Source organism: Marinobacter profundi, assembly GCF_002744715.1.
Taxonomy (GTDB): Bacteria; Pseudomonadota; Gammaproteobacteria; order Pseudomonadales; family Oleiphilaceae; genus Marinobacter; species Marinobacter profundi.
Window position 1 is genome coordinate 61,522 of sequence record NZ_KZ319369.1, and the last position, 12,427, is coordinate 73,948.

Below are 12,427 nucleotides of genomic sequence, written 5' to 3' on the forward strand. Positions count from 1 at the left end.
TAACTCAGGCCTCACCCAGGTAAGCTTTGATCACATCGTCATTGTTGCGGACTTCTTCCGGCGTACCGCTGGCCAGTGGGCGTCCCTGGTTGATGACGTTGATGCGGTCCGAGATTTCCATGACCAGGCTCATGTCGTGCTCGATCAGCACCACCGAGACGTTGTAATCCTCTTTGAGGCTGACAATCAGCTGGTTGAGGTCACGGGTTTCGGCCGGGTTCAGGCCCGCCGCGGGCTCGTCGAGCATCAGCAGCCGCGGTTCGGTAACCATGCAGCGGGCGATTTCAAGCCGCCGTTGCTGGCCGTAGGCCAGGTTGCCGGCCTCCCGGTTGGCCAGGTCGATCAATCCCACACGTTCCAGCCAGTAGGCGGCGCGGTCAAGGGACTTCTGTTCCCGCTTGCGGTAATTGGGGGTTTTCAGCAACCCGGAGATAAGGTTGGTGTTGAGGTGACGGTGCTGGGCAACCAGCAGGTTTTCCACCACTGTCATTTTGCCAAACAGGCGCACGTGCTGGAACGTGCGCACCATGCCCATGCGGGATATCCGGTAATCCGGCTTGCCCTGGATCTCCTGGCCGTCAAAGATGATCTGGCCACCCGTCGGCTTGTAAAAACCGCTCATGCAGTTGAATACGGTGGTTTTACCCGCACCGTTGGGGCCAATGATGGAAACGATTTCCCGCTCCTGGACGTCCAGTGACACCTGATCGACTGCCAGGAGGCCGCCAAAGCGCATGGACAGATTCTTGACTTCAAGCATCGTCCGTCACTCCTGTTTCTTGAGTTCAATGTGGGTGCGACGCATGGGCATCAGGCCCTGCGGACGCCAGACCATCATCAGTACCATGGCGGCACCGAAGATCAGCATGCGGTATTCGGAGAACTCCCGCGCCAGTTCCGGCAGGATGGTGACCGCGATGGCGGCCAGAATGACGCCGATCTGGGAGCCCATACCCCCGAGAACCACGATCGCCAGAATGATGGCGGACTCAAGAAACACAAAGGATTCCGGGCTGATGAAGCCCTGCTTGGAGGCAAACACCGTGCCGGCAAAACCGGCAAAGAAGGCGCCGATGGTGAACGCCGACAGCTTGACCGCGGTACGGCTGAGGCCGAGTGAGCGGGCGGCGATTTCGTCTTCCCGCAGCGCTTCCCAGGCCCGGCCTACCGGCATCCGCATCAGGCGGCGGATCACCAGCGCGGTAATTACCGCCAGCACCAGGGCGATGAGGTAGAGGAAGATCACCTTGTGTTCGCTGCTGTAGGCAATGCCAAAGGTTTCGTGGAACGAGGTATTGCCTTCCTCCCGGACCCGTCGGCCAAACTCCATGCCGAACAGGGTCGGATCGGGAATGCCGCCAATGCCGTTGGGGCCACCGGTGAGCTGGGTCCAGTTGTTGAGCAGGATACGAATGATTTCACCGAAGCCGAGGGTCACGATGGCCAGGTAGTCGCCTCGCAGCCGCAGCACCGGGAACCCGAGCAGGAATCCGAAGGTAGCGGCCAGCAGGGCGCCTATTGGCAACGCCAGCCAGAACGATACGCCGAAGTACTGCGAGAGCAGGGCAAAGGTGTAGGCGCCAACGGCGTAGAAGGCCACATAACCGAGGTCCAGCAGGCCGGCAAGGCCGACGACCACGTTCAGGCCGAGGGCCAGCATGATGTAGATCAGCACCAGCGTACTGAGGTCAACCGCGCCACGGGACGCCACAAATGGCCAGATCAGTCCGGCAATGATCAGCAGCGTGAGGAAGGCGCTTTTCAGGCGCTCCCATTTGGCCTGAGGCATCGGCTCGCGGTTGGCGAACGGGCTGATGGGCGGGAGTTTGCCCAGGGTGCCCATGATGCGGTCGCGGAACAGTTGGAACAGGAACACCGCCACCGCGGCCAGCAGGACCGAGATCACTGTGGTGGTGTTGGCGCCGGTCAGCACCACATTGGTGCCCCAGGCTTCCAGGTTGAGCCCGAGAATCGGGTAGGAAATGACGAGTGTAACAACGGCACAAAACAGTGCGTGCCTGAGATTTTGAGTAGCCATCAGATCTTCTCCACCTCCGGTTTGCCGAGCAGGCCGGTGGGTTTGAAGAGCAAAATCAGGATCAGCAGGCCGAAGGACACGACGTCCTTGTATTCACCACTGAGATACCCCGAGGTCATGCTCTCGGAGACCCCGAGAATCAGCCCGCCGAGCATGGCGCCGGGTATGCTGCCAATGCCGCCCAGGACCGCTGCGGTGAACGCCTTCAGGCCGGCAATGAAACCGAACAGGGGATCGATGGAGCCGTAGTACATACCCAGCAGCAGGCCGGCAACGGCCGCGAGCGCGGCGCCAATGACGAAGGTGGCGGCGATGATGCGGTTGGTGTCGATGCCGAGCAGGCTGGCCATGCCGATGTCCTGGGACACTGCCCGACAGGCGCGGCCGGTGCGGGAGCGGGAAATAAACAGCGACAGCAGCGTCATGCAGATCAGCGTGGTCACGAAGATGGTGATTTGCATGTAGGAAATCGAGGTCTGGAAGGCGTCTCCGGAACCAAACTGGAAGCCGCCTTCGATCAGGGCGGGGAAGCCGATGTTGCGGGAGCCCTGGGCGAGGTGGACATAGTTCTGCAGGAAGATCGACATGCCGATGGCGGAAATCAGCGGGATCAGGCGGTGGCGTCCCCGGACCGGCCGGTACGCAATTCGTTCCACGGCCCAACCCATGGAGCTGGAGACGATCATCGCACAGATCAGTGCAATGATAAGCACCAGGGGTAGCCAGGCGACGCCCAGGGTGGCGAGTCCGGTAATGGTGATGAGGGCGGTGTAGGCGCCGATCATATAAATTTCACCATGGGCAAAGTTGATCATGCCGATGATGCCGTAAACCATCGTGTAACCGATGGCGATCAGGGCGTAGGCGCTCCCGATCGTTAGCCCGTTGATGAGCTGCTGGAAGAAGTAGAGGAGGTCTTGCATTCTTATTGGACTCCGGAAGCCTGCTCCCTCCACTGACCACAAACTGCAACCCGGGGTGCCGGGGGCGTCGCGGAAAGGATCGCCGGGAGCCTAGAAAAACACCTTCTCCCGGATCACGGTGAGAAGGTGCTCTATTTATTACCGTTAATTAACGATTTTGGCTCAGTTTACCGGAGTTTTGCTGCCATCTGAATGCCATTCGTACACGACGAACTCGAAGGACTTCATATCCCCCTTCTCGTCATACTGAACGGTACCGATCGGTGTCTGGAAGCTGCCGCTGCGAAGGGCCTTGGCCACGTCTACCGGGTCGGTGGACTTGGCCTGTTCGATGCCGTTGGCAATCAGCTGGACCGCGGTGTAGGAAGTCAGCACGAAGGGGCCGGAGGGGTCTTCGCCCTTGGCTTCGAACGCCTTGACCAGTTCCTGGTTCTCGGCTTTCTGGTCGAAGCTTGGTGGCAGGGTTACCAGCAGGCCTTCGGCAGCGTCGCCGGCGATGGTATTGATGTCCTTGTTACCCACGCCTTCCGGACCCATGAACTTGGCGTCCAGGTCGCCCTGGCGGGCCTGGCGCAGGATCAGCCCCAGCTCGGGATGGTAGCCGCCGTAGTAGACGTAATCCACACCGGCCTGCTTGAGTTTGGTGACCAGGGACGAGAAGTCCTTGTCACCGGCGGTAATGCCTTCAAACATGGCTACTTCCACGCCGGCGTCCTGCAGGGTGTCGCGGACCGCCGTGGCAATGCCTTCACCGTACTGCTGCTTGTCATGGACCACAGCAACACTCTTTGGCTTCTGGCTGATCAGGTAATTGGCGGCCACCGGGCCCTGCATGCTGTCCAGGCCGATGGTGCGGAACACCAGTTCGTAACCGCGTTCGGTAATGTCCGGACTGGTCGACGCCGGAGTAATCATCAGAATGCCTTCATCCTCGTAGATGTCGGATGCCGGCTGGGTAGAGCTGGAGCAGAGGTGGCCGACCACAAAGCCGACACCTTCGTTGACCAGACGGTTGGCAACGGTGACCGCCTGTTTCGGGTCGCAGACGTCATCCACCTCGACGGCTACCAGTTGTTCACCCATGACGCCGCCGGCCGCGTTGATCCGTTCAATGGCCAGGCGGGAGCCGGAGAATTGCATGTCGCCATACTGCGCCACCGGGCCGGTCATCGGGCCGGCAATACCGATCTTGATCTCTGCGGCAGCGTGTCCAGCGCCCATCAATGCAATGGAAGCGCCTACCGCGGTAACGAGTTTCTTCACAGGTGTTTTCATTGGTTCTGTCCTACTTTGGGTCAGGGTTATTCTTATGTTCTCAGAGGTTTAAACAAACACTACGCCTCCGGTCTTGTCAAGCCGGATGGTTCAGTCATCGGATCGCTCCGGCTCACCGGTGAACACCAGCGCCCGGAAATTGTCGTGGTCGTGGAGGCGGGCGAAACTCGGGTCTACCGAGGCATCGTCACGATAGGCCTCGGAGATCTCGATGGCCTTGCCCAATGTGTTGACGGCATCTTCCCAGCGACCGATTTCGGCATAGGCGCAAGCCAGCTGGTAGTGGGCATGGCCGTTATCCGGCGCCAGTTTGAGCGCCCGCAGACAAAGACTGATCGCCCACAGGGGCTCCTGCAGCTCCAGCACGGCATCCGCCTTGTAGCTCAGCGCCTCCACGTCGTCAGGGCGCAGGTCGAGAATCTGGTCGTACACGGAAATCTTGTTCTGCTGTGAGGTTTCCTGGCTGGCCTTGAGCCACAGTGAGTGCACTTCGTTGGTGCGTTCGATCTCCTCCTGGTTCTGGTGGATGATGTCGGACTTCTGCTGCAACTGCTCCTCGATGACCTTGAGGCGTGCCTCGTACTCCACGACCAGTTCGTTCACCCGCTTCTCTGCCAGGCTGGTGAGCTGGTTACGCATGTCGCGGATGGAGTTCCAGCCGATAAGGACCAGAATCGAGGTGGCTCCGGCGATCAGGTAGAAAAAGTAGGTTACGGTATCGCTGGCGTAGGACATGGTCTTGTCGGCAACGGACAGCTCTTTGTCCACCACTTTCTCGATCAGCTCGGCACGGGTGTTCTGCATTTCCTTGCGCAGGGCCTTGCTTTCTTCAAGCAGGTAAAGCTCCACAAACGGTGTGTACATGGGCTTTTCCAGCGTCTCGATGCGGGCTTCCACATCCTCGGCCGTCAGCTCCTGGTTGGCGTTGGCGTCCTCCTGGGCGTACAGCTGGACGCTGAAAGCCAGGCTGACGAACAGGCCTGCCAGAATGGCTATCAGGCGGTGGGGCCGGAAAGTGGAAACGCGGTCGCGGACCGACAGGCGGGCGTACGGATTGTGATGGGTCATCAGGCCGTGTCCATGTTGCTGAATTTCAAAAGGGTAGAGACCTTAGCATAGCGGGCGGTCAAAATAATGCCGGTGGCCGGCGTGCGCGGTAGCTACCCGCCACGTTTGCCTGCGCCGCGGTGCAATCGCCTTGTCTCAGTGGATTCCACCACTTGCAATCCGTTTAGTAAAGACCTCTAATAGTTAGTGGTATAAATAAATTGTTTGGCAGGTTGAACCCGCCTGACTGGATTGGGAGGTTTCGCCGCAATGCAGGGGCAAAAGATTTTGTACTCGAAAAAGCCCGGCGCCTATAATTCCGGCTTTTACGAACCATCAGGTCCGGCCGGTGCCGAGAGGAACACAGTGAACAATTACGATCAGGTATTAGTGGCGCTGCGGCGGGTGATCCGGGCCACCGATCTGCATTCCAAGCGTCTCAGCAAGCACGCCGGCCTGACCGGGCCGCAATTGCTGATCATGCGCACGATCAGGGAGCTGGGTGAAGTCACTATTGGCACCATAGCCGACAAGGTCAGCCTCAGCCAGGCGACGGTGACGACCATCCTCGACCGCCTCGAGCATCGCAAGCTGGTCTACCGGGTGCGGAGTACCCAGGACAAGCGCAAGGTCCATGCCCACCTCACAGAAGAGGGCGCGGAGATTCTGGCGCGGGCACCGAATCCGCTGCAGGAAGATTTCATCCAGAAATTCCAGAGCCTGGCTGAATGGGAGCAGACGATGATTCTGGCCTCCCTGCAGCGGGTTGCGAATATGATGGACGCCGACGACATCGATGCCTCACCGGTCCTGGATGTGGGCTCGGTGCTGAAGGACGACGGCTGGAAAGAGAAAGCCTGAACGCGGGTCTGGCCATGGACGATGCCCGGTCGTCCATGGCGGGTGTTTCAGTGCACGCTGGAGCCCTTGCGGGGCTTGTTGCCGAAGCAGACCTGGAACACGTCGTTATAGTGCCTGGCAAAGTTCACTGACAATCCCTCCTTCAGATAGTCCGGCAATTCCTCGTAGTCCCCGCGGTTCGCTTCCGGCAGGATCAGGTTGGCAATCTTCTGGCGGCGGGCAGCAATCACCTTCTCGCGAATACCACCCACCGGCAGCACCTGGCCGGTCAGGGTCAGTTCCCCGGTCATTGCCAGATTCTGTTGCGGGGCTTCCTTGCGGGCAATGGACAGCAGGGCGGTGGCCATGGTCACCCCGGCGCTCGGGCCATCCTTGGGTGTGGCCCCTTCCGGCACATGCAGGTGGACAAAGGATTTATCGAAGAACGTCGGATCGCCTTTGAAGCGTTTCAGATTGGACGACACAAAGCTGTAGGCAATCTCCGCGGATTCCCGCATCACATCCCCCAGTTGCCCGGTCAGCTTGAAGCCCCGCTGGTTACTGTGAATCCGCGAGGCTTCAATGCTGAGAGTGGCGCCCCCCATGGCCGTCCAGGCCAGACCGGTGACCACGCCGGTGCCCTTGAGGGACTTTTCCTTCCGGAACGGTGGCTGGCCAAGGTAACTGACCAGGTCCGCCACGCCGACTTTCACCGGGGTATCGGGATCTTCCAGCAGCTTCACGATGCCTTTACGGATGATCTTGTGCAGGAGTTTTTCCAGGTTGCGTACACCGGCCTCGCGGGCGTAGCCATCAATCACCTGTTTTAGCGCCGCATCGCTGATGCCCAGCTGCTTTTTCAGCAGACCGGCCCGCTTCAGCAGGCGCGGCACCAGGTAATGCTTGGCGATCGCCAGCTTCTCCTCGGCGATGTAGCCAGACAACCGGATAACGTCCATCCGGTCCAGCAGCGGCCGCGGAATGGTGTCCAGCTGGTTGGCGGTACAGATGAACAGCACCTTGGACAGGTCCATGCGGACATCCAGGTAATGATCGAGGAATTCCCGGTTCTGTTCCGGATCCAGGGTTTCCAGCAGCGCCGACGCCGGGTCTCCGTGGTAGGAAGCGCCAATCTTGTCGATCTCGTCCAGCATGATGACCGGATTGGACACTTTCGAGTCTTTCAGTGCCTGGACGAATTTGCCCGGCATTGCGCCAATATAAGTGCGGCGGTGGCCCTTGATCTCGGCCTCGTCCCGCATGCCGCCAACACTGAAGCGATAGAATTTGCGCCCCAGCGCGTCCGCCACCGAATGGCCAATCGACGTCTTGCCAACGCCGGGCGGGCCGACCAGCAGCAGGATCGAGCCGCTGATCTCGCCCTTGAAACTGCCCTCGGCGAGGAACTCGATAATCCGGTCTTTGACGTCGGTGAGACCGTCGTGGTCGCGGTCGAGGATGCGCCGGGCCTCCGCCAGGTCAAAGTGGTCAGGCGAGGTTCTGCCCCAGGGCACCTGGGTAATCCAGTCCAGGTAGTTGCGTGTAACGCCGTATTCCGGCGAGCCCTGCTCCAGGACCTGGAGTTTCTGGATTTCATCCTTGAACCGCTCCTGCACCGCCTCCGGCGGATTCAATTGGGCCATGCGCTCTTCAAAGCGCTCCACGTCGGCAGTTTTGTCGTCTTTTGCCATGCCCAGCTCACGCTGGATCACCTTTAGTTGCTCCCGCAGGAAGAACTCGCGCTGGTGCTTCTGCACCTTCTCGTTCACTTCCTCGTTGATCTCGGATTGCAGGCGGGCCACCTCCTGCTCCTTGCGCATGAGCAGCAGGACTTTCTCCATACGCCGGAGCAGAGGCACGGTATCCAGCACATCCTGCAACTCCCGGCCCGGAGCGCTGGTCATGGATGCGCCGAAATCCGCCAGCGGCGAGCTGTCTTCCGGACCAAAGCGGGACAGGTACTGCTTCACCTCTTCACCGTACAGCGGGTTGGTGCGCAGCAGTTCCTTGATGGCAGCAATGATGGCCAGGGTGTAGGCCTTGAGTTCATCGGCCGGTTCTTCCGGCTCCTCCGGGTATTCCACTTCCACCAGGTAGGGCGGGCGGCGGCGCAGCCACTGAACAATCCTGAACCGCTGCATCCCCTGGGCAATAAACTGCACCTTGCCACCTTCGCTCTGGGCATGGTGAACCTTTACCGCGCACCCCATGGTTTCCAGGTCATCGCTGGCGGGAATGCCGGTTTCGGATTCCGGGTTTTCCACAAAGCAGATGCCCAGAACCTTGTGCTCGGTTTCGCCCACCCGCTTCAGGGTTTCCTGCCAGGGATTCTGGTTGACCACCACCGGCTGCACCTGGGCCGGGAAGAACGGCCGGTTAGACACCGGCAACACATACATACGCCGCGGCCTGGCTTGCTGCGGCAGAATCAGGCTTTTGCTGTTCTCGTCTTTGCCGATGTACTCGGTCACGTCGTTTTCAAATTCTTCCAGGGAGTCTTTGCGGTTCTCGTCATTCATGCCGGATTGCTCTCAAGGCTGAGTGGTTAAAGACCTATGTGACGGCATTGGCGGGATTTTCAAGATGCGGCAAGGCGGATGGTATCGGCGTTGGGAGTTTAAATGTGAGGAATTGCGGAGGGCAGAGACTCAGGGCCACATCGGGAAGGTGTAGCCCTGAGTGTTAGCGCTATCGGGTTCGACGCTCAGGCCGTGCGGCTTTCGCTGCTGACGCTCTGTTGGTAGAAGCGATTGCCCCGGATAAACGTGCCGTAGTCGTTAAACCGAACACCCATCTCTTTCATTACTTTATGGGCGGCTGGTGCGGTCCATTGGCGGATGTAAAACGGCTCCCGCACGGCAAAATGGTGAATGGCATGGGTGCTGCCAAAATTGAAGCAGAACGCCTGCATCGGAACCAGCCACCAGGGGTTAAGAACCTGACACTGCTGCATCACGTTGCGGGCTTCAACATCTCCGTAATAGTGGATATTGGAGCTGATGAAGTGCAGGCAGAAGGTGCGCAGGAACGATGGCAGCATATAGACCACGGCAAAGGTATTCAGAATCCCAAGCGCGCTGGCAAATTCACCGGTCAGGGTAATGGGTGAGCCCACAACCTGTGCCGAGAACAGCACCACATGGATGGCAATCCAGCCATGAAACAACAGGTAGTAAAGGTTGCCCAGGGGGGCATAGGCCAGCAGTTGCTGGATGCGCATTTTCTGAACCTCGCCCCGGGATTCCGGTTTCTGGGAGCGGATATACGCCTTCACCGCACGCTGCATGGTTAGTGGGCGCATCAGTACTGCCATCATGTTGTCACCGGTCATCAGCAGCCGGCGTAGCCCCCAGCGCTCACCGTTGGTGATGCCTCGCTCTTCCAGGTCGCTTTCGGTACCACTGTACTTGTGGTGGTGCAGGTGCAGATTGCGGCGCACGAAAGGGCTGACCGTGCTTGCCCGTGCCAACCAGCCTACGGCCAGCATCAGGCTGTTTACCCTGGGGCGGTTTTTGAAGTACATCAGGTGGATCAGATCGTGTTCCAGTTCATGGATGAAGGAAGCGAAAATGGCGGTTACAGGAATGCACAGCCACCAGGGAATAATGTCCATGACATACAAAGTACCGCTGGTAATCATGCCCAGAAGCGAGACCACCATAATGGAGGCGCCAATCAGATTCTGGTGCTTTTCAAGCCACGGATGACGGCGCCGTAACGCCCGGCCTTCCTCCAGAATGGTCTTGCGAATGTGATCGGTTTTTTGGGCATCGGTCATGGTGCTTGGATCTAAAGACATGGTTTGACCTATTTAACGGGGGTTATCGGCATCCAGGTACCTGATCCTGGCATCTACAGTTGCTATTGTGGGTGAGGTGGTGCCCAAGCCGGGTATGATCAGACGACAAAAAACGATCATTAGACGACAACTACAATGACAACAGTTTCTATCGTTTCCAGCCAACCGACCGTTCCGGGGACCTACGTACTGCTGCTGATGGATGTGGCCGAACGCTGGAATATAGCGGCAGACAAACTGCTGGCGGGGGAAGGCCTGCAGTCGGAAGACTGTTTGCGCAGTGGTTTCCGGTTGCCTCGGGACAGCTTCGCCAACTTGATAGAGCGGGCGATCAGCCTGACTGGGGAGCCGGGTATCGGGTTTTTGCTGGGCCTGCAGATGCGGGTGTCCTGCCATGGGGTCATTGGCCAGGCCGCGATGGTAGCGCGCACCCTGGGAGAGGCACTGGAAATTGCCAGAGCCTATTTCGACATGCCCTCTTCGGACCTTCAGTTACGCATTGAGCGTGAGTCAGGGCACGAGGGCGACATTGTACGGCTGAGCCTGGGGGAACGAGATGAGCGCTATCGGCTGAGCGAAGTAGGCGCGCAGTTTCTGCTGACCGGATTTGCAGCCATGGCTGAAGCCCTGACTGGCCGAAAGCTCAAAGGAGAAGGCGTAATGAGATTCCCCCGCCCTCCCTATATGGAACGATATGACCATCTGGTTGCCGGCAAGCTCCATTTCGACGGGGCCTTCGACGGTTTTATATTTGATGCGTCGATTCTGGATTACCCCCTGGTGATGTCAGACCCTGTCGCCGCCCGGATTGCCCGGGAGCAGTGCAAGGAAGAGCTGGGCCGGCTGGGTGGAGGACGTTCGCTGGCTCAGCAGGTGCGAGACCTGGTGTTTGACGAGGAGTTGGGTTTCGCGTCTATGGAAGAGGTGGCGGAGAAGCTGAATACCACCCCGCGCACGCTGCAGCGTCGTTTGCAGGCTGAAGGGGTGGTCTTTCGTCAACTGGTGGAGAGCATTCGTCAACACCATGCGGAGCGGCTGTTGTTGCTCAATCAGAAAAGTATTGGAGAGGTGTCTGACTTGCTGGGCTATTCTGACGTTACCAACTTCAGCCGAGCCTTCCGGCGCTGGGCAGGGTGTTCGCCGCGGGATTACCTGAAACGACGTGTGGCGGGCCAGCGGCCATGAGCAGTGTCCGCCTGGCTTGAATTTTCGTTGCCTGACCCCATTACCGATCGTAATCCATGTCTTATTAACCGGGTAAATATATGACCGCTTCGCCGTATATCTTCGACGCCACCGCCGACAACTTTCAGCAGAAGGTGATGGAAGCCTCCGCCACCACGCCAATCCTGGTGGACGTATGGGCCGAATGGTGCGCGCCTTGTAAGCAGCTGATGCCGATTCTGCAGAAGCTGGCGGAGGAGTATCAGGGCAATTTCCAGCTGGCCAAGGTGAATGCAGACGAGCAGCAGGAGCTGACGGCTTCCCTTGGTGTGCGAAGCCTGCCGACGGTGATCCTGGTGAAGAATGGCCAGGCGGTGGACGGCTTTAACGGTGCCCTGCCGGAAAGCGAGATCCGTAAGGTGCTGGAGAAGCACATCGAGGCGCCGGCAGAAGATCCTTATCAGAAGGCCCATCAGTTGTGGGAGGCCGGCGACGTCGACGGCGCGCTGGCGATCCTGAGCGAACTGAACCAGAAGGATCCGAACAACCTCAAGGTGCTGATCGACCTGGCCCAGCTGAAAGCGGAGACCGGTGACCTGGCCACGGCCGAACAGGTACTCGACAGCCTGCCGCCGGAGGAAAAGCTGCAGCACCAGGCCCGGCAGCTGGCCGCCCGCATCAAGTTCATGAAACAGGCCGGTGAACTGCCACCGGTGGCCGAGCTGGAAAAGATCCTCGAAGCCGACCCGAAGAATCCCGAAGCGCTGCACCAGTTGGCGTTGCAGCACGTATTGAAAGACAACAATGCCGCCGCCATGGACCTGCTGATCCGCCTGATGCAGGCCGACAGCAAATACAAGGACGGCATTGCCAGAACCACGCTGGTGGAGCTGTTCGACAAGCTGGGTAACAACAATCCCGATGTCCGCACCTACCGGCGCAAGCTTTATACGCTGATGCACTGATCCCGGACCGCGCCGGAGTCAGGCGTTGGCCCTGACTCCGGCACCGCCAGCATGCTCAAACTGCCGCCCCAACCTGACCACTGCGAGCTCTGCCAGCGTCCGGTCGCCGGGCTTACCCGCCACCACCTCATTCCCAAACACCTGCATCGCAAGAAGCGCTTTCAGAAGCTGTTCCGCAAAGACGACCTGATCACCCGCACCCTGTGGGTATGCCGACCCTGTCACAACGCCATTCACGCTGCCCGGCCGGAGTATGAGCTCGGGTTGTATTACAACACCCGCGAAAAGCTGTTGGAGCTGGAGGAGCTGCGGACGTTTGTTGCCTGGCTGCGGGACAAGCCTGAGGGGTTTGTGCCAAAGCAGCGGCGATAGTCGG

General features: G+C 59.2%; 11 protein-coding genes. 4 read left to right on the forward strand and 7 right to left on the reverse strand.

The genetic code is table 11. The features are described 5' to 3' along the window. Positions 1 to 4: 4 nt before the first annotated feature. From livG to CLH61_RS05830, 5 genes are all read right to left on the reverse strand, one after another. Positions 5 to 760, reverse strand: coding sequence for a high-affinity branched-chain amino acid ABC transporter ATP-binding protein LivG (gene livG / locus CLH61_RS05810; RefSeq protein WP_099613774.1), 756 nt, complete (start codon positions 758 to 760; stop codon positions 5 to 7). Positions 761 to 766: 6 nt separating this feature from the next. Beyond that, positions 767 to 2,038 (reverse strand): high-affinity branched-chain amino acid ABC transporter permease LivM, encoded by a 1,272-nt coding sequence (locus CLH61_RS05815; RefSeq protein ID WP_099613775.1) that lies wholly within the window; start codon positions 2,036 to 2,038, stop codon positions 767 to 769. Continuing rightward, complete coding sequence (livH, locus tag CLH61_RS05820) at positions 2,038 to 2,961, reverse strand: high-affinity branched-chain amino acid ABC transporter permease LivH (protein ID WP_099613776.1); 924 nt, start codon at positions 2,959 to 2,961, stop codon at positions 2,038 to 2,040. Before livH ends, CLH61_RS05815 begins: the two co-directional genes overlap by 1 nt. Before the next feature lie 162 nt (positions 2,962 to 3,123). Beyond that, positions 3,124 to 4,236, reverse strand: coding sequence for a branched-chain amino acid ABC transporter substrate-binding protein (locus CLH61_RS05825; protein ID WP_099613777.1), 1,113 nt, complete (start codon positions 4,234 to 4,236; stop codon positions 3,124 to 3,126). 90 nt (positions 4,237 to 4,326) lie between these two features. Next, positions 4,327 to 5,304 (reverse strand): TPR end-of-group domain-containing protein, encoded by a 978-nt coding sequence (locus CLH61_RS05830; RefSeq protein ID WP_228152549.1) that lies wholly within the window; start codon positions 5,302 to 5,304, stop codon positions 4,327 to 4,329. A 345-nt stretch (positions 5,305 to 5,649) separates the two neighbouring features. Here CLH61_RS05830 and CLH61_RS05835 point away from each other — a divergent pair, with 345 nt between their 5' ends. Beyond that, positions 5,650 to 6,144, forward strand: coding sequence for a MarR family winged helix-turn-helix transcriptional regulator (locus CLH61_RS05835; protein ID WP_099614193.1), 495 nt, complete (start codon positions 5,650 to 5,652; stop codon positions 6,142 to 6,144). Between the two features lie 47 nt (positions 6,145 to 6,191). Here CLH61_RS05835 and lon read toward each other — a convergent pair whose 3' ends face one another. Together lon and CLH61_RS05845 are read right to left on the reverse strand one after the other, a co-directional pair. Further along, positions 6,192 to 8,642 (reverse strand): endopeptidase La, encoded by a 2,451-nt coding sequence (gene lon, locus CLH61_RS05840; protein ID WP_099613778.1) that lies wholly within the window; start codon positions 8,640 to 8,642, stop codon positions 6,192 to 6,194. 185 nt (positions 8,643 to 8,827) lie between these two features. Next, on the reverse strand, positions 8,828 to 9,922 hold the full coding sequence (locus tag CLH61_RS05845) for a fatty acid desaturase (protein WP_099613779.1): 1,095 nt from the start codon (positions 9,920 to 9,922) through the stop codon (positions 8,828 to 8,830). Between the two features lie 135 nt (positions 9,923 to 10,057). Here CLH61_RS05845 and CLH61_RS05850 point away from each other — a divergent pair, with 135 nt between their 5' ends. The 3 genes from CLH61_RS05850 (at position 10,058) to CLH61_RS05860 (ending at position 12,423) form a co-directional block, all read left to right on the forward strand. Beyond that, complete coding sequence (locus CLH61_RS05850) at positions 10,058 to 11,107, forward strand: AraC family transcriptional regulator (RefSeq protein ID WP_099613780.1); 1,050 nt, start codon at positions 10,058 to 10,060, stop codon at positions 11,105 to 11,107. Positions 11,108 to 11,187: 80 nt separating this feature from the next. Further along, complete coding sequence (gene trxA / locus CLH61_RS05855) at positions 11,188 to 12,051, forward strand: thioredoxin (RefSeq protein WP_099613781.1); 864 nt, start codon at positions 11,188 to 11,190, stop codon at positions 12,049 to 12,051. Between the two features lie 51 nt (positions 12,052 to 12,102). Further along, positions 12,103 to 12,423 (forward strand): hypothetical protein, encoded by a 321-nt coding sequence (locus CLH61_RS05860; RefSeq protein WP_099613782.1) that lies wholly within the window; start codon positions 12,103 to 12,105, stop codon positions 12,421 to 12,423. Positions 12,424 to 12,427 lie beyond the last annotated feature (4 nt).